We start from the raw sequence: 23720 nt of genomic DNA, 5'->3' as shown, positions 1-23720 counted from the left end.
CCCTACAGTTGCCAAACCACCGTCCCGGATAAGACTAAATCTAGGGGGTACTCCACAGACCGGATTGCCAGCAATGCATTGGACTCCGCAGACTTGGCCTCGGGTTGCCGACTGAGAGTGATATGCAAAATTCCCCCATCCCAGGCCCGGACTGAAGAACCTTGCCCACTGGGAGAAGCAGCCTGAATTTCCACCTGCATGGCCTGGACTCGGCCATCCGCCACCCACCCCACCGCCCGGAGGTTCACCCTATCCCCAACCCCATAGCCATAAAGCCAGGCCGGATTAAGGACTTCATCTACAGCCGTTTCTAAGCTATCCAGATAAGCCAAGGTGACATGATCCCCCCGGATTATTGGATAAATGGCCAGGGGATGGAGGCGGGCCTGGGATTCAGGATCAAGGGCAATTGCTAAGTAGGCCATGATGGAGTCAAGCTTCAGCCTGCAAAAGAAAAGTGTCCGCTAAGTTAGGATCAGAATCAATCTAAGTCGAGTCATTATCATGCGTCATCTCAACCGGGCCGGGAAACTCCTCCTCATCTTCTCAATTGGGATCCCTGGAGCTATTGTCAGCCACACTTTAGCCCAGGCCAATCCCGCTGTCATCTCCCAACTCCAGGCCCAGGCCAATCCCAACACCACCAACCTCGTCAAACATCTGAACAAAATTGGCGCAAAGATGTATGGGGCCTACTGGTGCAAATTCTGTAAACAGCAAAAAGAAATCCTCGGAACCGCCGCCAAACAAGTCAACTACATCGAATGTGACCCCGCTGGCCAAAACCCCCAACCCGCACTCTGCCAAAAAGCCCAAATCAAAGGCTACCCGACCTGGGAAATCAATGGTAAGCTCTATCCGGGAATGCTGACCCTGCAACAACTGGCCCAACTATCGGGTTATAAAGGGCCGCTCTAGGATTTGAAATTTCAGGGATAGTCAAGGCTCAGGGATTATGACCAAATTTGTCTTTGTTACTGGTGGGGTGGTTTCCAGCATTGGGAAGGGGATCGTCGCGGCCAGCTTAGGGCGACTATTAAAATCACGGGATTATTCCGTCTCCATTCTCAAACTTGATCCCTACATCAATGTGGATCCAGGTACCATGAGTCCCTTTCAGCATGGAGAAGTCTTTGTCACCGATGACGGGGCCGAAACGGATTTAGATTTGGGCCACTACGAACGCTTTACTGACACCCCCATGTCCCGGCTCAATAGCGTCACCACGGGATCCATTTACCAGGCCGTACTGAATAAGGAACGGCGCGGCGATTATCAAGGTGGAACCGTTCAAGTCATCCCCCACATCACCAACGAAATTCAAGAGCGAATTTTACGAGTGGCCAAAGATACCAATCCCGATGTGGTGATTATTGAGATTGGCGGCACAGTCGGGGACATTGAATCTCTTCCTTTTCTGGAAGCAATCCGGCAATTTCGCACCGAAGTGGGGCGGAAAAATGTGATTTATATGCACGTCACCCTGGTGCCTTGGATCCCATCGGCCGGGGAAATGAAAACCAAACCCACTCAGCACTCGGTTAAAGAACTCCGCTCCATCGGGATCCAACCGGATATTTTGGTTTGTCGCTGTGATCGCCCCTTGCAGCCTGGTATCAAAGAAAAAATGTCCCAGTTTTGTGATGTGGCAGTCAATTGCGTCATTCCAGCTCCCGATGCCAAGAGTATTTATGAAGTCCCCCTGATTATGGAACGAGAGGGCCTGGCCCAAGAGGTGTTAGAACTCCTGCATTTGGAACAACGACAACCTAATTTGACCCGCTGGCAAGAACTGGTGGATCGCCTCTATCGTCCCCAACATACGGTGGAAATTGCCATTGTCGGTAAATATGTCCGGCTTTCCGATGCCTATCTTTCGGTGATGGAAGCTCTCCGCCATGCGGCCATTGGTTTGGAAAGTGATCTACAGGTGCGTTGGGTTAACTCGGAAGAAATTGAAAAAGATGGGGCGGCCAAATATCTAGACGGTGTAGCGGGGATCATTGTCCCAGGTGGGTTTGGGATTCGGGGGGTAGATGGTAAAATTCTTGCGATTCAATACGCGCGCGCGTCGGGAATTCCCTTTCTTGGCCTGTGTTTGGGGATGCAATGCTCTGTGATTGAATGGGCCCGCCATTTAGCCAATCTCCCCGATGCCCACAGTGCCGAATTTGATCCCGAAACGCTAAACCCGATTATTCACCTGTTACCCGAACAACAGGATGTGGTGGATTTGGGGGGCACAATGCGCTTAGGTCTCTATGCCTGTCGGTTACAACCCGGAAGTTTAGCAGCCCATCTTTACGGCGAAGAAGTCATTTACGAACGGCATCGGCATCGCTATGAGTTTAATAATGCCTATCGGAGCTTATTCATTGAGACAGGCTACAGCATTAGTGGCACTTCCCCCGATGGGCGGTTAGTGGAAATTATTGAACTCCCCAGTCATCCTTTTTTTATTGCGGTGCAGTTTCACCCGGAATTTCTCTCGCGTCCCAGTGCACCCCACCCCCTCTTTTCCGGACTTCTCCAGGCCGCGCTCAAAAAATCTCTGGGACAAGAACCCGTAGCGGTCTGAAGAAAAATTCCTACTTTTTTGATCACTTCCGTTTTGGTTTATACATTTTATTGTGTGTTATCCCAACTGATTTAAGATTCCTATGGATGTGTTTGCAATATCCATCATAATTTTCCGCATTTCATCCTCTTTCCAAGGTTCGCATCTTGCATAAATGGAAGCGGCTTGAAGCATTATTGACGAATTCTTATGACCTATAAAAAAATTCTTACAGTAATTACAATTAATCTTCATACAATAATTTGCTGCTGTTACCCTGTCAATTCTATTCATTGCACCTGAATCATGTCTAATTTCCACGAAAGAACCGTCGGGTTTAAATACCTGAACTGTTTCGGTTGCAAAGTTTGAGCCTTGCAAGAATACTGCATACGGGAAATGATATTCGTCGAGCATGAAGTTCCTGATTTCATTAATGTTTTTGTAAACTCTTTCGATAGCGTTTCCTGCTACCATTAATTCTTGATCTTTCTTCTTCCCAACAAGTACGCCTGCCTTAATATTTTCAACGTCTTTTCCTTGAAACTTTGCTTCACTAACTAAAACTACCCTCCATCTTTTATCTTTGTCCTGAACCTCAATAATTCCTCCATCGGGTTTGATTTTTGACTCTTTTACGAAGAGAGTTTTTCCCAATCGCTTGTCAATTGAGTTTAGCTTCTCATTTATTTCCTGTTTGCTGATCGCTTGTCTGAATCTAAATTGATACCTTGGATATTCTCGCTTAAGTTCCTCAAATACACTCGTACTTGCACAACCAACAGACTGATCATGTACCTGGGCCTCTTCGCCAAAGATGCCGCTTACGCCTCCTGAGGATATGTGCTGCTTGGTTAGCCGTTTTGCTTGTCCTTTACTCATTTAAATAGTCCTTATCAAGAATATTTTGCGGAAGTTGTTGATTCACCCAAGAAATTTCTTCAAGTACGGTATTAATGTTTGTGTCTTTCATCAGACGATATTCGGGCAAAAACAAATTCGGTTGAATCTGACTAATGTGTTTGTCTAAATAACCGTACAGTTTATTATCTGAATCTACCAAGAGTGAATGCCGTCGTTCTTCTATGCAAACACGCCCTGTTGTTCCAGAACCGGCAAAAAAATCAAGGACTATCGAACCTTCAAAGGACAGAGCTTTAACAAAACGCCGGATAAGTTCGACTGGCTTTTGCGTTAGATGGCCAACTCTTTCGGTTGAATTGCCATTTAGCCTCCCTATTTCCCAAACATTTGTAGGGTTTTTCCCCTTGTCAATACTTTCGGGATTGAGACGCTTGTCTTTTTTGTACATCTCTTTTGTCGCATCATCAAATGGAACCCTAACAGAGTCCAGATCGAAATAGTATTTCTTCGTCTTGGAAAGCCAAACTGCTTCTTCATGCCTGTTGGCAAAAAAGCGATGCGCACTCATACCGTTCTTGTAGTACCAAATGATAAGGTTGACAAATCGTAAAGCTGTTTTATGGCGCGTATAATGAAGGACTTCAAGGAGGTCTCCCTTCTTTAAATCTTGATATTGAAAGCCTCCAAAAATGACACAGTTACCTGAATCAGATAATACACGACAGATTTGATCCAACCACCCTTTTGCCCAATCGAGATAGTTATGGAAACTATCCCAGTTGTCTAAGTCAAGATTATATGGCGGATCTATCAGTATTAATTGAACTGATGAATCAGGCAATGCTTTCAAAAAGTCAACTGCATCTTGAATAAAGACACCATGAACCGTGTGTGGCGTTGAAATTCCTGTGATCGTTGAACTATGCAAAGCCCCATTCTTTTTCAATTGATTTATTGCCATGTGTCCACTATTGAAATGCGATTTATTGGCCATTTAGTGCTCCTTTACTTCGTAATGGTTGTTGACTGTATCAGTTTCTTCGTCCTAGTGCCGCCTAGCTAATGGATTAGACAGAAAGTTTCCTTCTAAAAGAACTATTAAGGTGTTTAGGCTGAATGTCAAGTTTCTTCCTAAGTTACCTATAGGGACTAAAAAGCAGAAATCTCCGCGTAATACCCCAAATTAGTTTAAGTCACAGTCTTCCATATCGATCACCGTAAATTTATCCGATTAGGATATTAACTCAGAAAGCTAGGGGTAGTGTGTATCTCCTCTAGAAAGCTCAGCGACCTAACACAAACTTTTGCGAAATTCCGTTAACCAGGCCTGGAACTGACGACGATCAAAACTGCGCGGATCCTGTTTACCAGCGGCCCGATCCACAGCTTTATGGGTCGTAATCCGGTCATCCCCCAAGCGAGTTTGAGCCACCAACCAGGCCAAAGACCGATACTGAGCATCTGTATAACCGCGATGACGGGGAGCATTGTTATAGCCATCCGGTGGAGTTTCCAGACTAAAATGCAGGGCAAAATTATTCACTGATGAGGGTAAGTTGGGATTTGTTTGCACCGCCTCGCCCCGGAATTCAGAATTACCCGCCCCAAACGCCCGCTTTCCCCAGTCCAACAAATGCACAATCGTTCCGTCTAACAGGATCAGATCATGATAACTACGCTGATCCTCATCGCGGGGGTGATTTGTCCGAAAGGTGTTGATGGCGGCCAACCCAGAGCTAACGGTTTCATGTAAAACAATCAGGTATTGATTTGCGACTGGTCGTCCCTGGGCATCCTGACGAAAGCGTTCTCCATAATTACTGGGATCAATCGGGACATTGAACCAGCGCGGGGTCGGTAAGGTCGCAGTACAACTAGGAGGCAAATTTGAAGATGGTGTAGGGGCCTGGACTACTGCGGGAGTGGGGTCTGTGACATTGGCCTGGGTGCTGATTAGGGCCGGGGCATTTGCGGTTGGAGAGGGAGGAATGAGGGACAAATTGGGAATGGTCTGATCGGGCTTGAGGGCGGCCAAGCTGGATAAAGAAGATGTTGCGGAAACTGAGGGAGTTGGCATGGACGCAGAAACTCTTACCCAATGAATTGCCGCAAAAATCACCAGGCCTGCCAATCCCAGAGAGACAAGATACCGCGTAAACTGTAGCTGTAAAATTTTCTTGACCATCACTAATGCCTGCTCACACCCATGTTTTTACCATCAATCGGGAAATTCCGCCTAGAGATTGGTTTGTTAGGCCACCTGCAAACCCGTCAAAAAAGCAGGCAAATCAGTAAATCAGGATAAACCGCAAAACTCTGGCCACAAGGGCCACTAGACAGGCGATGACAATTTGCCCAGGTAACGGATAAAGAGAATATTGCTGGACTAAGGCCCAAAGTGGTAGGGGTAAGCGGTTGCCCAGGGCCAGGGCCAGCAAATAAAGCAGCCCACAGGTGTGAATCATTCCTAGTCCAGCCAGACAACTGAGAAAAAATTGCTCAATTCGGGGGGATTGGCAAAACGCAAGCATCCCACAGACCCAAGCCGCCGGAATAAACCCCGCCAAATAGCCAAAGGTTGGCTCCTGCCAATAATTCAATCCACCGCCGTGGGAGAAAATTTGCCACCCAGCTAATCCCAGGCCCAAATAGGCGATCTGAGAAATCATGGCCGGATACTGCCCCCCCATACAGCCCACCAACAGCACTGCCGCCACCTGCATTGAAACAGGAAGAGGGTGCGTACCTAAAGCCTGCCAATCCGTGGGAAGTTGCCATTGTCCCTGACGATTAAAGAATTGGGGCAGAGCCACCACCGCTTCCACAAAGGTTCCCACCACCGTCAGCATCAAGCCCAACACGGCCCAAATCAACTGATCCAGGAGGGATAGACTGTTGCCCTTGGGACTGTTGGATTTGCTAGTTGCCATGTTCTGCCTCAGTTTGGGATGAATTATAACGATTCTCGCAGGCCTGGATGCCTACAATAGAAAGCGACACATCGGGTGCAGCCTGTCCCAACACCATGCAGAGCCAACAACCCTCACCCCAGCAGGTTTTCAATCCAGTTCCAAGCTACGATCCACACCAGTTGTCTGGCTTATCTGCCGCAGAACTTGTCGCGATTATCTTAAAACAGCAAGAGAAGCTCAATGCCCTCCAAAATCAGGGTGTTACTCCTGCTGAGGTTCTCGCCCCCCCTCTTGCGCCCCCCAAAAGTCCCTATCTGCTCCTGCGCACCGAAGACGGCAATTGTTACTTTACCCTTACCGATAGCAGTTGTTGGACAATTGGCCGTGGAGACGATAATTCCATTCCCCTCCCGGATCGGTGGATGTCCCGCAACCATGCCATGATCCAAGCGATGGCCCCCAACGAGTTTTATTTAATTGATCTGGGGAGTCGAAATGGCACCTTTCTGAACAGTCGGCGGGTGAATGTCCCAGTCTCGTTACGACATGGGGATCACATCACTTTCGGACAAACGGAGTTAGAATTTTTTGCCCAGGCCCCTGTCAGCCAGCCCCACGAAGATAGTGCCACCCTCGGCTTAAATCCCGATCATCCCCCCGAAAAGCACGAAGGATCTGCAACGGTTTTACTCCATGTCCGCCGTCTTCTCTCAGTTTTAGTCGTGGATATTCGCGGCTTTACGGTGTTAGCTCGCCAGTTAGATGAGGCACTGCTTTCGGAGGTCATGGGCACGTGGTTTCACCAGGCCGGAAATATTATCCGTCAGTATGGAAGTTGGGTGGATAAATACATTGGCGATGCGGTCATGGCCGTTTGGATCCACAGCAGCACAGAAATTTCAGAGCAGGATATGCAGCGGGTGCTCCTGGCCCTCCATGATCTCCACCAAATGACGAGTCGCCTCCACCTTGAGTATGGCCTGGATAAACCGATTCGCGTTGGGGCAGGATTAAACACAGGCTATGCCATGGTCGGCAATACAGGCAGTGGGGATCGCCCAGACTATACGGCCTTGGGAGATACAGTCAATGCCGCCTTTCGCTTAGAATCGGCCACTAAAGAACTGGCTGTGGATGTGGCTCTGGGAGCAACCACCTATGGCTACCTTGCCGGGCGGGATGGCGATCCCAAAGTCATTCCATTTCGTCTCCAACTGGCTAATTTAAAAGGCTACGAAGCCCCAGTCCCCATCTACACCGGAACCTTTGGAGATTTACAACAATTCCTCGCAATGAGGATCAAGCGAGATGATACGCTCTACTAATGAGGGTTTTTGAATGGGGCGATCTCCCATTTCTAGCGACTTGCTGGGAGTCTTTGGGGCTGATTTGTCAATTTAATGACCCACTGAACACATTTGACGTTGATCGCTGATTTTCATATTGTGCTGCATCTATATGAAACATATTGAGAGGGAGAGAATTATGCAACGCTTTGGCCGCTGGTTCAGTCTGGGCTGTCTGCTTGTCGTCCTGTCATTGGGCTGGATGGGTTGGGTGATGCCAGTCACGGCTGCGGAATCTACAGAACCGATTGTCAATGTCGTCGATGAAAAGTTAGGCAGTGCCTATGGTCAGAAAATTGACCTGAATAACACGAACATCGCCGCCTTCATCGAATATCGGGGCTTGTATCCCACCTTGGCCCGGAAAATCATCCAGTATGCTCCCTATCAGTCGGTAGAGGATGTCTTGAATATTCCTGGCCTGTCGGAACGGCAAAAAGAAATATTACAAGCTAATTTTGATAATTTTACAGTCACAGAAGTAGAGACAGCCCTCGTTGAAGGGGGAGATCGCTATAATAACGGCCTGTATAAATAAGTCTGATTGGGTTTGACTGGCCTGGGCTTTTTCGCGATGGACTAATCACAAGTTTTTAGTCTCAGTTCCTCCTCTCAACTCCAGGCCAGCTACCATGCCCTCTATCTCGATTCCTCCTGTCCCCGTTACGGTTCCTTTTATCTTTGATGTCCTCATCATTGGCTCTGGGGCGGCCGGATTGAGCGCGGCATTAACCCTATCTAAGGCCTATCGGGTTGGGGTTTTAACCAAAGATACCCTGGATCAATCGGCCAGCATTTGGGCCCAAGGCGGGATGGCGGCGGCGATTGCAGCTGAGGATTGTCCCCAATTTCATGCTAGGGATACTCTTAAAGCAGGGGCCGGTCTTTGTGATCCCGAATCTGTTAACTTTCTGGTCTCCCAGGCCCCGGCCCAAGTCGCAAAACTTTTAGCAATGGGGGTCGCCTTTGATCATGCGAATCAGCAACCGGCCCTCACCCTAGAAGCTGCTCATTCCCATCCCCGCGTCCTCCATGCCGCCGATACCACTGGCCAGGCCCTTGTCACAACCCTCCTGAAACAAGTCCGCCACTCCCCCAACATTACCCTCTTGCCAGCCTGGCACGTTTTAGATCTGTGGTTAAATCCGGAGGGAACCGCTTGTATTGGGGTCTGTGTCTTGGGGCCAGGCCAACTGCAATGGCTACCGGCGCGGTTAGTCGTTTTAGCAACTGGGGGCGGGGGTCAAGTCTTTGCCCAAACCACAAATCCAGCCATTAGTACCGGGGATGGGGTGGCAATGGCCTGGCGGGCGGGGGTGACAGTGCGCGACTTGGAGTTCATTCAATTTCATCCCACGGCCTTAAAATTGCCTCAGGCCCCGCGATTTTTAATCAGCGAAGCAGTCCGGGGGGAAGGGGCCCATTTGGTCGATGCTGAGGGTCGCCGCTTTGTCTTTGACTATGATCCAGCCGGAGAACTGGCCCCCCGGGATGTCGTCAGTCGGGCCATTTACCACCATCTCCAAGCCACTAAAACAGAACAAGTCTGGTTAGATTTACGCCCCATTCCGCCCGCACGTCTTCACTATCGGTTTCCAAAAATTATTCAGGTCTGCCAGGCCTGGGGCATTGATGTTAGCCAAACCCCGATTCCCGTCTCCCCAGCAGCCCACTATTGGATGGGAGGCGTTGTCACCAATCTTTACGGGGCAACGGACTTACCCGGCCTGGCCGCTGTTGGGGAAACCGCCAGTACAGGGGTGCATGGGGCCAATCGTCTTGCCAGTAATTCTTTGCTTGAATGCTTTGTTTTTTCCGAGCAGTTAGCCACCCTCCAACTTCCCGCTGCCACTCACCCCGATAGTCTGCCCCAATGGCCTCCCTTAGACCCCCTAGAAATTCCTCATGTGGATGCTGACTGGTGCCAAGACGTTCGCCGCCAACTCCCCCAATTAGTTTGGCAAAGTGCTGGTATTTCCCGCCATGAAACCCCATTGACAGCCGCAATCGAGAAAGTCCAGGCCTGGCGAGCTACTCTGCATCAATTCCCCATCGGTCAATATCTAGTCCACTGCCAACCTCACACTCAGGGAATTAAGGTCAACCCAAACCAGGCCAAGGCTTTACAGCAATGGATTGAACTGCGAAATCTTTTGGATATTGCTTACCTGATTCTCAAAAGTGCCCTATTTCGCACCGAAAGCCGCGGCGGTCATTTTCGCTCAGACTACCCGGAAACCAACCCGGCCTGGCAACAACACACCCTCATCCGTGGGGAAACCTGGCTACAGCAACCCATTAACCAGGCCAAACCCTAACCCTAACCCTCAGAAGACTATAGTACTTTCAATTAAGAAGTAAAGATGAAAAGTCAATGCCGTACAGCATGGATTTGCGCACCCGAGTCGTGACCTTTGTAAAAGAGGGTGGCAGCAAAGCAGAGGCAGCTCGTCGGTTTCAGGTGTGTCCGGCAACGGTCTATAACTGGTTGAACCGAGAGGATTTACGTCCCACCGTTGTCAAACGTCGTCAGCGCAAGCTCGATTGGGCGGTTCTAGAACAGCACGTTAAAGACCACCCCAATGCCCGCCTCTGTGACCGAGCAGCCCATTTCGGGGTGAACATTCACGCCATTTGGTATGCCCTGAAGCAGATGAAAATTACCCGAAAAAAAACAGCAAAAGTATCGAGAACGCAATCCTCAGGAACGTCAAGTCTATCTCAAGCAATTACAGGAGATTGTGAAGCGACAGGGGTCGAGACATCTCGTTTACATCGATGAAAGTGGCTTTGACAACCGAGTCTCTCAACCCTGGGGGTGGGCCCAACGAGGCACCAAGCTTTTTGCAGACAGAACCGGAAAACGAGAAAAACGGGAAAATCTACTCATGGCCAGATGCAAAGATGCTCTATTAGCCCCCATGGTAGTTGAGGGAAGCGTTGATGCCGGATGTTTTGAGAAATGGCTGTCTGAGTGGGTATTACCAACCCTCCAAGTCCCGTCCGTGTTGATTTTAGACAATGCCCCGATTCACCGGAAAAATGTGATTCGAGACATTGCCCACCAATGCGCGCATCAGGTGCTCTTCCTACCCAAATACTCGCCAGACTTTAACAAGATTGAGCACGATTTTGCTGCCTTGAAGAAACGAAGACAGTATGCAACGCCAGACACCGCCATTGATGACATTATTCGAGACTATGCCAACCGCAATCTCTAAGACTTATTTGTAATTACTATATTTCATCGGACAGGAGCGCGATTAGTTTGCCATAGGTGAGTCCCTCAGTTCCCGGCCAGCTTTGATAATTTCTGGTTCTCTAGGCAAAAGATCAACAAACCGCGACAATAGGTAAGGACTTGTTTCAGTTATTCACCGTGCAAATCACCCGAACCGTTTCCGACACTAAAAAAGCCTTCTACGCAGCCCACACTCGCCCCATCCACTCAATTTTTCGGCGGTTTGTGGAAGAACTTTTGGTGGAAGTGCATCTCCTGCGGGTTAATACCAATTTTGTCTATAGCCCCCTCTTAGCCTTAGGAATTGTCACGGCCTATAACCACTTCATGTCCGGGTATCGCCCCGAAACTGACCGGAACTCTATTTTTACCTCCTTTGCGATTGCCGAGGAATTTGATCCTCAACAACTCCAGGCCGATGCGGCTCGCTGGGAGGAATTGGCAGGCTTAGAACTAGAGGAATTACAAACTCGGCTCCAGGCCTGGATTAGTGAAGGGGGCGACCCATGGCACAATTCTCTCCGGGATGCGGTGAATAATCCCCAGACCAAGTACAGCCGCTTACAGGCCATTGGGCTATATCATCTCTTAGAGCAAGCGGCGGGTAATCTCACCCAAGAGTTAACGACCCTAGAGGCCAGTCTTGAGCAACTGTCCCCTGTGGTGAATCTGCCTGTGGATAAGGTTAAAAAGGATTTAGAACTTTACCGCAGCAATCTGGATAAGATGATCCAAGCCCAAAAGATCATGGCGGAATTAGTTGAAGTTGAACGGAAACGGCGGGAACAAGCAGCCAATGAAGCCAATGCCCCTACTCCCCCAGCGAGTGAGAGTCTAACGAATCCAGAATCCACCTCCGCCGAAGCCTCAAGTTAGGTTCCTGATTTTTCAGCGATAGCATACAACACGTCAACATCGAGGGACTGAGTCTGATGGCTGCGGAGGAAATCTACATTGGCCTGGTGCACCCGTTCTTGGACTTCTGGCTCTAGTTGATTGACGATACCCCTGAGACCACCCCCCAAAATCATCGTCCACCAGTCTTCCGGTGTGGTCAGTTCGTGGCCGCCAATATCGGTCAAAACCTGCACTTGAGTTGCGCCCCCGGCTTCGAGCAAGGCCTGGAGTGTCTCGGGATGACGAATTCGTTCCCAGGGTGTAACTGTCTTGGCTAAATCTGGGCGTTCCGCTGCCAGTATCTCCCAGAAGGCCTCGTTTGCGGGTTCAAAAACCTTCTCTCCCCAAGACGTAATTGCCAATTTTCCCCCAGGCCGTACCATCCGCCATAGTTCTTGAATCGCTGCTTCCATATCCGGGACAAAGAAAATCCCAAAGACACAGACAATGGCATCAAAACAGCCATCGGGCAAACCCAGATTTTCAAAATCGCCACAGCGAAACTCAATATTCTTCAACCCCTTCGCCTGGGATTTTTGCCGAGCTAGTTCCAGCAGAGATTCCGCTAAATCAACCCCCATGACCCGGCCTGTGGGGCCAACCCTAATCGCCGCCGGAATCGCCGAAGCCCCACTGCCACAACAGACATCTAAAACCTGATCGCCCGGCCGCAGAGAAAGGTGATCAATGGTTTGCTGGCCATAGCGGTTCCAGAAGGATAAGGCCGGGGCATCAAAGTAATCTGAGGCAGCATTAAAAACCGTTTTAGCCCTGGTGAGCATCTCTTCTTTTTGGCTACTCATGGATGGTTTCACTCCCGCTTTGGTCTTAATTATGAGCTAGCTTGCCGAAAATCATGACTCTTGGCAAGGAGTTTTACTAGAAATTCTGACCTCTGAGCTAGAGCAATTGACCTTTAAGAATTTTTATTCCATGCTTAGACTACTCAGATTTTATTTTTCCTAACGTTGCGGCTGAGCGGCCGTAAGTAGCCTACATATCCACATTAGAGGTCTTAGCTAGTTCGCTCCAGCCAAATTGTTAGACCTAACACAATACTCACCTGACAGCAGGATTCAGCACAGAATCAAAAATAATTTTTACTCAACTTTTTATATTTCTATCTTAGCCATTGGATTTCTTTTCCGATTTCTCCTGGTAAACACTCTTTTACATTCTGTATTCGATCCAGAAATTTCCTTGGGTTGTCGTGTTCGCCATCAGTTACGATCAAAAGCTTAGTTGGTAGTCCGAAAAGCGATTCGATGTCTAACAGAGCCTTCCCAAGTTGTGTTCCTCCACTCGTCGTAAGGTTTTGTGCCATTGCTGTATCAATATCTCCTCCCGCAATCAAACCATCGTTAAAACGAAAAATCTTTATCCAAGGAATAGCTAGAAGTTCGCACAAGTACTTTTGGACTTCACTATCTTGGTACAAATATCCCATGCTTGATGAAACATCTAGAAGAACTACAGTCTCTTCAGTCATGGGAATTAAACCAGCGTCCTCCAGGATTTTTAATAGCTGCTGCTGGAATTGTTTTACATTATTTGGGTTTTGAGGATGCACTCCTTCTATGAGATATGCTCTAGGCGGAAGGGAAACAGGTGTGTCTGTCTTGTCATAATTCAGGATTATGACTCCTCCACTCTTTGGGCAACCTCTTGAGTAAGCAATGGCCATTTCTTCTAATTCTTTTCTATTAATTTTCCATCTCTGCTTGAATTCGACCACGCCTGCAGTATTGTCTATCAATTTCGGATTGTCGAAACAAACTCTTAGATCAGGTTTGATTGCTTTTCGTTTTCCCCGCTTGAAAGGTGTTTCAACCTGAACAGCTAGGCACGCTGAACTATGATCACTAGCTTTTAGGTCAGCAACGACTGCTGCTGAGAATCCGTCGAGAGCAACATGCCCTTTTTCAATTCTCAGGGTAGGTCTGTAAGCTTTGAGAGACTGCAATGTCAGCACACTAGCCCAAACTTCGTATGTATGCCACCGATGACGCCAAAATGGAAGATCAAGAATGTCGAGAGCTTCCCAAAGCACAGATTCAGTGATACTCTCCTTCGATAAAAGGAGTGGTTCTACGCTATTTTTGTATTCTTTAAGAGCAGTATCTTTCGCACTGCTTTTGATTTCAGGATATCTATCTAGTATGTAAAACCATACGGGAAGTAAGTCTGTTAGCAAGTAAGTCGATAATCTTAAAGACATCTGCTCCTCAGATTCTTTCGTATTTCCTTTAAGTTCTGGGAGTTGTCTTGTTGTCCGTTGGTGTTCCTGTTCAACTACATAACTGTCGATGATGCACTTGAAAACCTCACTGATGTCCTTGATAATCTTGTCAAAAGGATGATCAATGGAGCTTACAATAGGCAATTTGTAAGATTTTCCAGGCTCATAACGTCCATGTTCATTATAAAGCTTCCGTGTTGGCTCATTTGCTTCATCAATCAACACATTACCAAGATGGAATAGCCTATTGAGAGCTTCACGGGGCCAAAGTTGGGTAGTAACAGTGGATAAAAATCGTTCAATAGTCTCAACATATCGACGAAATTGTTCTAGATCAACCGAGCATTGGTCTTCCGAGTCCTCAAAACCAAAGCGAACGGAAATAGTTTCTGTAGCATTCGGTGCATATTGGCTGTTCAAGTAATGCCATATTTCCTTAAACATGCAAGCAAATGGGGCAGACAGTTGTAGAAAATTCTTCAGAAAGACTTCAGCAGATAAATCTGTTGTATCGAAAAATTCCTGTAAGCGTAGATTTTCGCACCCAAGCTTATTTTTAAGCTCCTGAAGTAGTGAGTTGTCCCGTCCGTTTTCTTTGCGAAGATGAAGCCCACGTTTCTTGATCTCGCGATAAAGTTCACTTGCAGTTTCGATTGGTTTCATTCTATTGCTTCTCTGCATGAAATAAAAATAGACTTCTAATTAAGGAAGTAGTTTTTTTGAAAAAATAATTGTCTAACTATCTATTAGGTGGAAAAATTCTGTCTAAAAGTATCCTTAAGGTTTTTAGGCTGAATGTCAAGTTGTCACTCAATAGTTGCACGGAAAAATAAAGGAAGTTTCGGCCCGGCTTGAATTTGGCAGGGTTATTTATCCCACACTCATCTGATCCTCACCCTTCGAGTGTTCGACCTATGAACTTGAATAGTTGACCTCTGAAAGTTTTTTATTTCATGCTGTATGTATTCAGGATTTACTTCATCTAAGGGTTATGTGGGAATTTTTTCATACTTTACCTCTGGAATACCCACTCTATCTTTGGCGTGTTCAATGGTCATTCCACAAAGTTGTCCGCCTTCGTCTAAATCTAGTAGAGTATTCTCGTCAATTTCTCTTGTCTCGTTTGGAATCTTCTGAGAAAAGGTTATGTATAACGTGTCAGTATCTTCAAAGTATTGAATTTTCATTTTTCTCTTCCTTAAATCCCCTATCAAAAAAAGCGTTGTGAACTGTTTCCCCATCTTTTAACAAAATAACCCTTAAATACTTATCTTTCTCTCTTATTTTTGACCAGCATTTGATCCTTCCATCTAATTGAATCTCTCTTTTTATCGGACTTTCAATAGTACTTTCTATCCACTCTATCTTGAGCTCCACTCGATCAGGCCTGAGGCAAACAGATTTAAAGTACTCGGTGACTTTCACTGACGCTCACTCGTTTTGTACTGCTACTTATTTTATGGCCTAACAAGGAATTGGGCAGAAGGTTCCCGTGTCAAAGAACTACTAAGGCGTTGAGGCTGAATGTCAAGTTTCCAGTCAATAATTACACAGAAAAATAAAGGAAGTTTTTGCCTGGTCTGGACTTGGCCTGGCTACTTCAATCTAAGGTACTACCCTCGAATGATTGACCTTAGGAAAGGATAGACGATATTGTAATTTTTCTCATCCACCCTCCAACTATGCAACGCCCATAACCAGGCCTGGCCAAATCTGATTGCCCCGCAAATTGCTGCTATGTTCTACCCAAAATTTGAATGGGCCTGTTAATTATTTGCGATCTGGTTCATAGATCAGTGCCACAACACCTGAGCTGAATAGCTGTGATTCCAAAAGCTTTAAAGACACGGTAGTGCTTTCTTTAAACAAGTGCTTACCTTTGCCCACCACCACCGGGTAGACCAGCAGTCGGTAGCGATCCACAAGATCATGTTGCATGAGTATATGCACAAGCGTGGCACTGCCGTAAACTAGAATGTCCTGACCGTCCTGCTGCTTGAGTTTGGCGATTTCCTCTACAACATTGTCTTTAATCAGCGTTGAGTTGCTCCACGTCAACATGCTTAGGGTTGTTGACACCACGTATTTGGGTACGTTGTTCATATAGTCTGCCCCTTCATCCTTGCTCGTTGGCCAGGCTGCTGCAAACCCTTGATAGGTCACACGCCCCAACAACAAGGCATCGCTGGTATCTTGCTCCTCGCCTTTAAACTTCGCGATTTCATCATTCCAGTAGGGGGCAGTCCAGGCGGGTTCTTCTATAACGCCATCTAGGGACAAGAATTCGGTGACGACAACTTTTCGCATATTGTTCTCCTTTTGCCGCTCGCTGTCTGTAATTGCAACTCTAGTACGGCAAAAGGGCAGAGTCTTGGAAAAAAACGCAACCTATTTAACCGCACGTTTATGAGCAACTTGTGCAGGCGTTTTTCCAATGAAGCGTTTTAGTGAATTGGTTAGATGTGCCTGATCGAAGTAGCGTAGCTCTAAGGCAGTGTCACAAATAGGCGTACCTTGCTCAAGCAGCAAAACGGCACTGCGGGCGCGTTCAATTTGCTGAATCGTCTTGTGGGTTAATCCTGTTGCCTGCAAGAAGCGATACTGTAGAGAACGTCTGGACAGATCGGGCATATGTCCCTGGATTGCTGCCGCGACCACTGAATCGCGCACGAGCATCTTCTGATGGATAAGCCTGTTGACGAACACGTCCGCGTTTTCAAAAGTCGGAAACTCCCACGCCAAGCCATGTAGCCAGAAGGACTTGCTTGACGCTTTAGGAAAAGTCACATCCTGTCTATCCAGAAGGGTTTTTACAGGGAGATGGGGCATGAACGTGCCAAGTTTGAAAGTGATGCCAAAGAACTCAGCGTTGGCGGGAAAATCAGCTTCCGATGCTTTCGTCTCTGGACCTCGTGCGGTGATCCTCGTTTTGCCGTTGAAGGTCGTGATCACCATCTCCCAATTGCTGACAGCTACCGAAGTAAAAGTACCAGCGCAATCGCTAGTAGTCTGCCAGATCATTTCGACAAAAGACGAGTTTACCGACCTTGTGTTAAATACAAATTCCATACAAGCTCAACCGCCTACTGAATCAGTCGCAACTTTAGCAACCCAACGTTTGACATAAGCAGCCAGTGGAGGTTCGCTCGGGCGAGGGGTTAGGCATCATTGAGTGCTTCACTCTTGCGGCTCAGTATGCTAGGGCTAGGGCAGCACTCGCCGCCGACACGACCGAGGCTACGGTACGCACATGATTCCACATGAGCCACTCCCGCACGTAAACTGGCCAATATGTAGCGGTTTCAACGGATTCGGGAGATAAGCCTGCCAAGTGTTCGTTTAGCGGTACGTTGAACGCCGCTGTGACACCGAAAGACCCAATCAGATAGCTCAAGCCAGCTGTGAGGAGTAGCAGGGACTTCACTGTGCCCCAGGGGTAGAATGCAACGAAGATGCAGATCGCTGCGAGGATCGCCGCGCTGACAAATATGCCGAGAAACAGCGGATTGAGAACAACAACGTTGATACGTTGCATGGCGGCGGCGCCTTGTTCGGCGGGTATCTCGGTGAGTGCTTTCATCACAAAGTTTGAGAAGGCCAGAAACACACCCGCAATTAGCCCGGCCCCGAGGCAGAGAAGAAGTGAAAGAGATGTGAGCATGAGCAGCTACGTTGAATGTGGGGTTTCCTGTGATGCCCAACAAGTTCATCTACAGCAAAACGCTAGATATCTAGCTCTAAGTTCTATGTTATCACTCACTTTTCTTGAAAGGGCATTGCATAATTGGAAGATGGGTGAGAAAAGTTACACTATTGTCTGTCCTTTTAAAGCCTTAGAAAATCAGCAACTTTAAGTGGCCAGCTTCAAGCACATTTTTTCGCTCATCTCTGAAATATGTAATGCCTGATTTAGTCGTTTTAAACGTAAGATCGCTCTGTAATTAGGGTTCAATCTGATACCAATGAAGTTGTTTACAATTTTGTGGCTAACAGGCATGACAGGTGTTGTCTCTCTTTTGTGGATGAACTTACCTATTCCTGAAAGTGAAAAACCACAACTCTCGGCCTGGGGGATCAAGCTTCTTTCCTTGATTCAGCCAACCTTGCTTTTATCTGTTGCTGTATTAATCGGTGTTATTCTGGCTGATAAAGTTGGGTTATCCGCACCTTTCGCTGAGGCAGTCGCCAATGGAACTTCAATCAGCCTAGCGATTCAACCCCAGGTGCTTCCAGGGATTATTGGCGGTTTGGGTGGCGGTATTGTACTGACTGCTATTCAATTCAGGGCTAAGTTCTTTCTACCCTCAGACTTTGTCATGAAGGCGGATGCACTAGCGAACAATACCTCACTTTTCACACGCATTCTCTATGGAGGCATGACTGAAGAGTTATTGCTGAGATGGGGAATGATGACGCTTTTCGTCTGGCTAGGTTGGCGCATTTTTTCACAGGGGCAGGGTGAACCCGCTGCATTTATCTTTGTGGCTGCAATCGCCCTTTCAGCTTTCTTGTTTGCCTTGGGGCATTTACCCCTTGCCTTCGCCCTAAAAACGCAAGTTACTTGGTCAGTGATTGCCTATGTGCTTGTTGCTAATTCAGTTTTTGGTTTAATCGCAGGTTATCTCTATTGGCGTAAAGGTCTTGAAGCTGCGATGATTTCTCACATTATGGTTCATCTTGTCATGGTCACAGCGACCCGTTTAGCCCGATAAGAGAATGCTCATGAGGTTATCTATGATGGATGATTGGGAGTGATTAACTTTGGAGCTTGGATAATTGGCCACGGAAAAGTTTTTCTTTCATGCTTTGACTACTCGGAGTTTATTTCACCTAGCAGTCGTGCTTAGTGGCGACAAGTAAGCTCGAATGAAGCAAGAAGAGTCTCCTAGCTGCTCAAGTGCTGTGTTAGGTGGCTGGTAACTATCAACAAGTTTAATCCTCAAGCCAAAAACTCTAAAACTAGCTGATTGAATTTTTGTGGATGCTCGATTGGACTCCAATGACCACACTCATCAAAAATCTCCAGTCGGGCATTGGGGATGAGTTTAGCAGCCTTCTGACCATGACTTACAGGAACCATTGTATCTTGTCTGCCCCAGATGATTAAGGTTGGAGCAGTAACGGTCTGCAATCTCTTAAGAATCGGCTGATAAAACTGTCCCCAAATACTGAAGTTTGAACGACCAAGGTTCAATGTTGCTTCTGCTGCACCAGGAAGTGTCGCCATTTGATAAAACTCCTCGACAATTTCATCGGTAATGAGATTTGAGTCATAAACCGCCTGTTTACACAACATCGCCACACCCGATTTGCTTGGCGCACTAAATAATTTGCCTAAACCCGGAAGCGTTGTGATCCGCAGCAGAAAATTGATGTCTTTACCTAAGCCAGCACTGCCAACCAGAATCAGTCGATCGACTAGCTCTGGAAAGTTCAGCGCAAAGGTGAGTGCTACTCCACCACCCGCAGAAGTTCCAATCAAACTCGCTTTCGGGATGTTTAAAGCCTTCAGGAAATCTCGCGTGAAATGAGCCATAAAATCAAAGGTATAATTCGCATCGATTTTATCTGAGCGACCCGCACCAACCATATCAAACGCATAAACACGATGATGTGTGGCTAATTCAAAGATATTGTGCTTCCACAACTCAATATAACCGCCGCCACCATGAAGCAAAATGACTGTGCTGCCTGAATCACCAGTTTGCCAATATCGGGTATTAACTGAACCGACCTTGACATATTGATCTTGCAATTGCTCATTTCTATTCATCTCGACTCTGCCAAACTTGTAACGCTCAAGCCCGATTGTACGCCTTTACTGAATCTTCTCAAGATCGTCTTAATCTCAAACACCAACGGAGAATCTCTCAACCGTGCCCTCACCGAAAATTTAAGCCACCTAACTATGGATTAGACAGAAAGTTTCCGTTTAAAAGAACGATACGATAAGGTGTTTAGGCTGAATGTCAAGTTTTCACTCAATAGATTATACAGGGGAGAAATCCAGTAAGTTTCCACACAACCTGGACTTGGCCTGGCTACTGGGTCAGAAGTTAAAGTATTTTTTAACCCTCAATTTCTGGAAAGAGGGGTTCTAGATAATCGTCCTTCCCAGGATTGGCTGTTTTGGGTTGGCGCAGTGTTTTGAGTCATCCAGAGGATGCTTCCGTAGCGGGACGGTCGCCAACGGCATCATAATCTTGGGCCCCGAAGATTGCTTCAGGGTGTCGATAATATTTGATTTCAATTAGGTTGTGAAATGGATCCGCTAGGAAAAAGGTTTTGTGCTCTAACAGAGAATCCTGAAAGCGTTTTTTGGGGGGGTGAAAAAATCCTAATTGCTGCTGTTCTACCCGGTTGCGCAGTCTTTCCCAATCAGCTTCGGCACTAAAAATCAAACCAAAATGACGGGGATAAATGCTTTTGGGCGGCTCAAGGAGATCGTGAGTAACATGGGCAACCAGTTGATGACCATACAAATTCAGGATCAAACAATGGGCATTCTCACGACCTGAGGTACACCCCAGGCCCTCAACATAATAGGCTTTGGTATCGCTGATATTGGAGACCGGGAAGGCCAGGTGAAACAATACAGTTGATGTGAGCATCGGACTTGCCGAGGTTCTTCCTGTTGGTGTTTCAATGATCTTTAGGTTGCTCATGATTTAAGATGTCCTCACCCATTAGACCCCTCAATTATCGCGATTGTTTAGGAATCAGGAGTTGCCCAGGCCATCAAGCTGAACAGATAAACCCCATTCGCTAGAAATGATCCCTTGACTACCTTGATTTTTAGGTTGCATCGTCTAAGCTATCCAATAAGGCATTTGTCCCAATAGGAAGTTTTGATGAACGTCGTTGCCCCCAATTCCCTAGTTTCTTCCCAGGCCCCCACTACCCCCATCAATCCGCACCTCGCTGGTCAAGCTCCCCAAGTTAAATTTCAAGTTGTTCACTGGATTGCCGGCCGCTTTCGGATTCGGATTCCTCGCCTCGGCTATGACGTGGAATATGGGGAAAAATTGCTCCACGTTGTCAGCCAAATTAACGCCGTTACCCGTGTGCGTGTGAATCCTCCCGCTCGTTCCCTAGTTGTGGAATATGATCTCAAAGTTTTGGGCTACTCCATGGCTGTGATCCAGGCCGAGATCTATCAATCCATTGAATTAGCCGCTGTTTTACCCGATGTTCCCCTCCTTGCGGCCGAAGTCGATAGTTGCCAACCCGAAGCCGAAACAGTCAATCTTTGGGAACGGATGGGATTACCGGCCTTGAGTTTAGGTTTAAGTTTGGCGGCCTTGGTCGGTGTCCCTATTCCTGGGGTTGTCATTGGTGGGGTGGTGATGGCAGCGGCCCTTCCAGCAATGAAGCGGGCCTGGGATTCGATGGTCAATGATCGGGAGCTAACCATTGATTTTCTCGATGCCCTGGCCATTTCACTCCACACGGCCCAAGGTCATTATTTTGCGCCGGCCTTTATGTTGGGCTTAATTGAAGGGGGCGAGGCGATTCGAGATTTGACGGCCCGCGGTTCAGAACGGGCTTCTTTAGATTTATTGGATTGTCTGGGTAAAACCGCCTTTGTGGAACGGGATGGGATTGAAGTCGAAATTCCGGTTAAAGATGTTGTGGTCGGGGATCGGGTCGTTGTCTATCCAGGCGATCAAATTCCGGTGGATGGGATGGTAATTAAAGGCATGGGCCTGGTGGATCAATGCAAACTGACGGGGGAATCAGTTCCGGTAACTCGGACTGAGGGGATGGAGGTCTTTGCTTCGACGCTCTTAGTTGAAGGGCAGATGGTAATTTTGGCGGAACGGGTCGGCAACCAAACGCGGGCCGGGGTGATTGTCGGTTTAATGCAGGCTGCTCCCGTCCATGATACGCGGATTGAGAATTATGCCGGGATGATTGCCAACCAGGCCGTGATTCCAACCTTAGGCATTTCGGCAGCGGTGGGCTTACTCTCTGGGGATTTGAACCGCGCCATTGCCCTTTTGACTTTAGATTTGGGCACTGGGATTCGGGTTTCGGTGCCAACAACCATTCTTTCGGCCTTAACCTATGCAGCCCAACATGGGGTTTTAATTCGCAGTGGCCGGGCGATTGAACTCTTGGCTCGGATTGATACGGTCGTCTTTGATAAAACCGGAACCCTGACCCAAGGTCATGCCGGTGTCACCGATATTGTCGTTATGAATCCTGACTATACCGGGCCGCAAATTTTAGCCATGGCTGCCAGTGCTGAACAGGGGTTAACCCATCCCGTCGCCACGGCCATTGTCCGCCAGGCCCAGCATGATCATCTGGAATTAACCGACTGTGAAGATTGGGAATATAAAGTTGGCCTGGGGGTTGTCACACGGGTGGCCGGGGTGAATCTCTTGGTCGGTAGCCGCCGGATGATGCAGGAATATGGGGTTAATTTAACGGAGCTAGAGCAAAAACATCCAGAGCTACAAACAGGGCGGAACTCCTTGGTCTATGTCGCTGGGGATGGGCAGTTAATTGGGGTGATTCTCTACAGTGATCCAATTCGGGCTGAAAGCAAAGCAATCATCCAAGAACTGCAAGGGGCCGGGATTACCCCCTATATGCTCAGTGGTGATGTCGGTCGGGTGGCCCAGGCCGTGGCGGGAGAGTTGGGCATCCATAAAAACCACATTTATGCCGAAGCCTTCCCCGAGCGCAAAGTCGAAGTGGTCAAAGGGTTGCATGAATCCGGTAAGGTTGTGGCCTTTTGTGGGGATGGCATTAATGACTCGGCAGCCTTGGCCTATGCGGATGTTTCGATTTCCTTTGCCGGAGCGACTGATATTGCCCGTGAAACGGCGGATGTGGTGCTGATGGAAGATGATTTGCGGGGCTTAACCTTAGCGATTCGGATTGCCAAACAGGCCATGGACATTGTCTGGCAAAATACAGCGATTGTGGCGATTCCGAACTTAGGGGCAATGGTGTCCGGGGTTGTTTTCGCCTTGGATCCGATTCTGGCAGTGGTGATCAATAACGGGACGGCAATTTTAGCTGAACTGAATGGTTTGCGTCCCCTGGTGGGCCCTGGAGGAGCATTACCCTTGGCGGCGGCGAAAGACCCCCAGCAATTCTTGGAGGAATGGGAAGCGATTCACCCCAGCCAGCCCGTGCATCATAATTCCCATCATGAGTCTGAACAGTCTTCAACGTCCATTGAAGTGACTCCTGCTGCGGTTTAAACCAGGTATGGGATTGCATCATGTGTCAATTCGGACGGCCCAGATTCACCAGGCCCTGGCGTTTTATCAACTCTTGGGCTTTGAGGTAGAAGTTCGATTCACGACGGGGGAAACCTTGGCCTGTTGGATAACCGGATTCGGATCACGGCTTGAACTGATCCAAATTCCCAAACCTGCGCCACCGCCTGATGCTTTTTTTGACCCCCATTATGTCGGCTACTACCATCTTTCCTTTGATTTAACGGATCACTTGGAACCCGGCCAAACCTTGGGAGATTGGTTAGCTAGTTTGGAAATTAAGGTGAAAGAGCAGGGCCTGGTCTGGAAGTTGCTATTACCTATTACGGAACAGGTGATTGGGGATCAGGTTTATGATGTTGCCTTCATTCAAGATCGGGATGGCCTGCCTCTGGAATTCTTAGAGCAAAAATCTCCCCCTGTATAAA

The 23720-nt window shown here is 47.8% G+C and carries 23 protein-coding genes and 1 pseudogene; 10 read left to right on the top strand and 14 right to left on the bottom strand.

From position 1 onward, the window contains the following. Positions 1-2 precede the first annotated feature (2 nt). Positions 3-425, bottom strand: coding sequence for a hypothetical protein (locus tag SYN6312_RS04140; RefSeq protein WP_015123609.1), 423 nt, complete (start codon positions 423-425; stop codon positions 3-5). A gap of 79 nt (positions 426-504) precedes the next feature. On the opposite strand from SYN6312_RS04140, the gene SYN6312_RS04135 reads away from it, so the two are divergent. Next, positions 505-918 (top strand): hypothetical protein, encoded by a 414-nt coding sequence (locus SYN6312_RS04135; RefSeq protein ID WP_051020959.1) that lies wholly within the window; start codon positions 505-507, stop codon positions 916-918. Positions 919-955: 37 nt separating this feature from the next. Then, positions 956-2578, top strand: coding sequence for a CTP synthase (locus tag SYN6312_RS04130; RefSeq protein ID WP_015123608.1), 1623 nt, complete (start codon positions 956-958; stop codon positions 2576-2578). 57 nt (positions 2579-2635) lie between these two features. Here SYN6312_RS04130 and SYN6312_RS04125 read toward each other — a convergent pair whose 3' ends face one another. From SYN6312_RS04125 to SYN6312_RS04110, 4 genes are all read right to left on the bottom strand, one after another. After that, a complete protein-coding gene (locus SYN6312_RS04125) occupies positions 2636-3439 on the bottom strand; it encodes an EcoRI family type II restriction endonuclease (RefSeq protein WP_015123607.1) in 804 nt (267 codons plus the stop codon). Continuing rightward, a complete protein-coding gene (locus SYN6312_RS04120; protein WP_015123606.1) occupies positions 3432-4415 on the bottom strand; it encodes a site-specific DNA-methyltransferase in 984 nt (327 codons plus the stop codon). Before SYN6312_RS04120 ends, SYN6312_RS04125 begins: the two co-directional genes overlap by 8 nt. Before the next feature lie 297 nt (positions 4416-4712). After that, positions 4713-5606, bottom strand: a complete 894-nt coding sequence (locus tag SYN6312_RS04115) for a peptidoglycan recognition family protein (protein WP_015123605.1) — start codon at positions 5604-5606, stop codon at positions 4713-4715. Positions 5607-5709: 103 nt separating this feature from the next. Next, positions 5710-6351 carry a biotin transporter BioY gene (locus SYN6312_RS04110; RefSeq protein WP_015123604.1) on the bottom strand — a complete coding sequence of 214 codons (642 nt, stop codon included), beginning with the start codon at positions 6349-6351 and terminating at the stop codon, positions 5710-5712. 47 nt (positions 6352-6398) lie between these two features. Between SYN6312_RS04110 and SYN6312_RS04105 the strand changes: the two genes are divergently transcribed. The 5 genes and pseudogenes from SYN6312_RS04105 to psb29 all read left to right on the top strand — a co-directional run bounded on the left by SYN6312_RS04105 (position 6399) and on the right by psb29 (position 11796). Then, entirely contained in the window at positions 6399-7658 is a 1260-nt protein-coding gene (locus SYN6312_RS04105; RefSeq protein WP_015123603.1) for an adenylate/guanylate cyclase domain-containing protein, read from the top strand. Positions 7659-7818: 160 nt separating this feature from the next. Then, positions 7819-8217, top strand: coding sequence for a photosystem II complex extrinsic protein PsbU (psbU, locus tag SYN6312_RS04100; protein WP_015123602.1), 399 nt, complete (start codon positions 7819-7821; stop codon positions 8215-8217). A 94-nt stretch (positions 8218-8311) separates the two neighbouring features. Continuing rightward, the gene (gene nadB / locus SYN6312_RS04095) at positions 8312-9997 is read left to right on the top strand and encodes an L-aspartate oxidase (protein WP_015123601.1); all 1686 of its coding nucleotides are present in this window, start codon (positions 8312-8314) and stop codon (positions 9995-9997) included. Between the two features lie 56 nt (positions 9998-10053). Beyond that, positions 10054-10900 (top strand): annotated as a pseudogene (locus tag SYN6312_RS19275) (IS630 family transposase). 140 nt (positions 10901-11040) lie between these two features. Further along, positions 11041-11796: a photosystem II biogenesis protein Psp29 gene (gene psb29 / locus SYN6312_RS04080; protein ID WP_253276416.1), complete on the top strand. Its 756-nt coding sequence runs from the start codon at positions 11041-11043 to the stop codon at positions 11794-11796. On the opposite strand, the gene SYN6312_RS04075 is transcribed toward psb29, so the two are convergent. The 7 genes from SYN6312_RS04075 to SYN6312_RS04050 all read right to left on the bottom strand — a co-directional run bounded on the left by SYN6312_RS04075 (position 11793) and on the right by SYN6312_RS04050 (position 17717). Beyond that, positions 11793-12620 carry a class I SAM-dependent methyltransferase gene (locus SYN6312_RS04075; protein ID WP_015123599.1) on the bottom strand — a complete coding sequence of 276 codons (828 nt, stop codon included), beginning with the start codon at positions 12618-12620 and terminating at the stop codon, positions 11793-11795. The genes psb29 and SYN6312_RS04075 overlap by 4 nt on opposite strands. A 317-nt stretch (positions 12621-12937) precedes the next feature. Next, positions 12938-14719, bottom strand: coding sequence for a VWA domain-containing protein (locus SYN6312_RS04070; RefSeq protein ID WP_015123598.1), 1782 nt, complete (start codon positions 14717-14719; stop codon positions 12938-12940). 326 nt (positions 14720-15045) lie between these two features. Next, positions 15046-15243 (bottom strand): DUF2283 domain-containing protein, encoded by a 198-nt coding sequence (locus SYN6312_RS04065; RefSeq protein WP_015123597.1) that lies wholly within the window; start codon positions 15241-15243, stop codon positions 15046-15048. Beyond that, a complete protein-coding gene (locus SYN6312_RS18695; RefSeq protein ID WP_015123596.1) occupies positions 15224-15481 on the bottom strand; it encodes a hypothetical protein in 258 nt (85 codons plus the stop codon). Before SYN6312_RS18695 ends, SYN6312_RS04065 begins: the two co-directional genes overlap by 20 nt. A gap of 345 nt (positions 15482-15826) precedes the next feature. Continuing rightward, on the bottom strand, positions 15827-16363 hold the full coding sequence (locus SYN6312_RS04060; RefSeq protein WP_015123595.1) for a dihydrofolate reductase family protein: 537 nt from the start codon (positions 16361-16363) through the stop codon (positions 15827-15829). 81 nt (positions 16364-16444) lie between these two features. Beyond that, positions 16445-17011: an AraC family transcriptional regulator gene (locus SYN6312_RS04055; protein WP_216594177.1), complete on the bottom strand. Its 567-nt coding sequence runs from the start codon at positions 17009-17011 to the stop codon at positions 16445-16447. Positions 17012-17246: 235 nt separating this feature from the next. Beyond that, positions 17247-17717 carry a DUF1772 domain-containing protein gene (locus SYN6312_RS04050; protein ID WP_015123593.1) on the bottom strand — a complete coding sequence of 157 codons (471 nt, stop codon included), beginning with the start codon at positions 17715-17717 and terminating at the stop codon, positions 17247-17249. Positions 17718-18051: 334 nt separating this feature from the next. On the opposite strand from SYN6312_RS04050, the gene SYN6312_RS04045 reads away from it, so the two are divergent. Next, positions 18052-18768, top strand: a complete 717-nt coding sequence (locus SYN6312_RS04045) for a CPBP family intramembrane glutamic endopeptidase (protein WP_253276415.1) — start codon at positions 18052-18054, stop codon at positions 18766-18768. Positions 18769-18995: 227 nt separating this feature from the next. On the opposite strand, the gene SYN6312_RS04040 is transcribed toward SYN6312_RS04045, so the two are convergent. After that, entirely contained in the window at positions 18996-19829 is an 834-nt protein-coding gene (locus tag SYN6312_RS04040) for an alpha/beta fold hydrolase (protein WP_015123591.1), read from the bottom strand. A 379-nt stretch (positions 19830-20208) separates the two neighbouring features. Continuing rightward, positions 20209-20667, bottom strand: a complete 459-nt coding sequence (locus tag SYN6312_RS04035) for a VOC family protein (protein ID WP_041430573.1) — start codon at positions 20665-20667, stop codon at positions 20209-20211. A gap of 240 nt (positions 20668-20907) precedes the next feature. Between SYN6312_RS04035 and SYN6312_RS04030 the strand changes: the two genes are divergently transcribed. Together SYN6312_RS04030 and SYN6312_RS04025 are read left to right on the top strand one after the other, a co-directional pair. Further along, positions 20908-23274, top strand: coding sequence for a heavy metal translocating P-type ATPase (locus SYN6312_RS04030; protein WP_015123589.1), 2367 nt, complete (start codon positions 20908-20910; stop codon positions 23272-23274). 13 nt (positions 23275-23287) lie between these two features. Next, entirely contained in the window at positions 23288-23719 is a 432-nt protein-coding gene (locus SYN6312_RS04025) for a VOC family protein (RefSeq protein WP_041431103.1), read from the top strand. Position 23720 lies beyond the last annotated feature (1 nt).

It is taken from the genome of Synechococcus sp. PCC 6312 (genome assembly GCF_000316685.1).
Lineage (GTDB): Bacteria > Cyanobacteriota > Cyanobacteriia > Thermosynechococcales > Thermosynechococcaceae > Pseudocalidococcus.
This window is presented reverse-complemented; position numbering and strand designations above follow the sequence as displayed.

Bases quoted from the DNA above. Each gene is read 5' to 3' on its own strand.
- SYN6312_RS04140 (WP_015123609.1), bottom strand. From the start codon at position 425: ATGGCCTACTTAGCAATTGCCCTTGATCCTGAATCCCAGGCCCGCCTC.
- SYN6312_RS04135 (WP_051020959.1), top strand. From the start codon at position 505: ATGCGTCATCTCAACCGGGCCGGGAAACTCCTCCTCATCTTCTCAATT.
- SYN6312_RS04130 (WP_015123608.1), top strand. From the start codon at position 956: ATGACCAAATTTGTCTTTGTTACTGGTGGGGTGGTTTCCAGCATTGGG.
- SYN6312_RS04125 (WP_015123607.1), bottom strand. From the start codon at position 3,439: ATGAGTAAAGGACAAGCAAAACGGCTAACCAAGCAGCACATATCCTCA.
- SYN6312_RS04120 (WP_015123606.1), bottom strand. From the start codon at position 4,415: ATGGCCAATAAATCGCATTTCAATAGTGGACACATGGCAATAAATCAA.
- SYN6312_RS04115 (WP_015123605.1), bottom strand. From the start codon at position 5,606: ATGGTCAAGAAAATTTTACAGCTACAGTTTACGCGGTATCTTGTCTCT.
- SYN6312_RS04110 (WP_015123604.1), bottom strand. From the start codon at position 6,351: ATGGCAACTAGCAAATCCAACAGTCCCAAGGGCAACAGTCTATCCCTC.
- SYN6312_RS04105 (WP_015123603.1), top strand. From the start codon at position 6,399: ATGCCTACAATAGAAAGCGACACATCGGGTGCAGCCTGTCCCAACACC.
- psbU (WP_015123602.1), top strand. From the start codon at position 7,819: ATGCAACGCTTTGGCCGCTGGTTCAGTCTGGGCTGTCTGCTTGTCGTC.
- nadB (WP_015123601.1), top strand. From the start codon at position 8,312: ATGCCCTCTATCTCGATTCCTCCTGTCCCCGTTACGGTTCCTTTTATC.
- SYN6312_RS04075 (WP_015123599.1), bottom strand. From the start codon at position 12,620: ATGAGTAGCCAAAAAGAAGAGATGCTCACCAGGGCTAAAACGGTTTTT.
- SYN6312_RS04070 (WP_015123598.1), bottom strand. From the start codon at position 14,719: ATGAAACCAATCGAAACTGCAAGTGAACTTTATCGCGAGATCAAGAAA.
- SYN6312_RS04065 (WP_015123597.1), bottom strand. From the start codon at position 15,243: ATGAAAATTCAATACTTTGAAGATACTGACACGTTATACATAACCTTT.
- SYN6312_RS04060 (WP_015123595.1), bottom strand. From the start codon at position 16,363: ATGCGAAAAGTTGTCGTCACCGAATTCTTGTCCCTAGATGGCGTTATA.
- SYN6312_RS04055 (WP_216594177.1), bottom strand. From the start codon at position 17,011: ATGGTGATCACGACCTTCAACGGCAAAACGAGGATCACCGCACGAGGT.
- SYN6312_RS04050 (WP_015123593.1), bottom strand. From the start codon at position 17,717: ATGCTCACATCTCTTTCACTTCTTCTCTGCCTCGGGGCCGGGCTAATT.
- SYN6312_RS04045 (WP_253276415.1), top strand. From the start codon at position 18,052: ATGACAGGTGTTGTCTCTCTTTTGTGGATGAACTTACCTATTCCTGAA.
- SYN6312_RS04040 (WP_015123591.1), bottom strand. From the start codon at position 19,829: ATGAATAGAAATGAGCAATTGCAAGATCAATATGTCAAGGTCGGTTCA.
- SYN6312_RS04035 (WP_041430573.1), bottom strand. From the start codon at position 20,667: ATGCTCACATCAACTGTATTGTTTCACCTGGCCTTCCCGGTCTCCAAT.
- SYN6312_RS04030 (WP_015123589.1), top strand. From the start codon at position 20,908: ATGAACGTCGTTGCCCCCAATTCCCTAGTTTCTTCCCAGGCCCCCACT.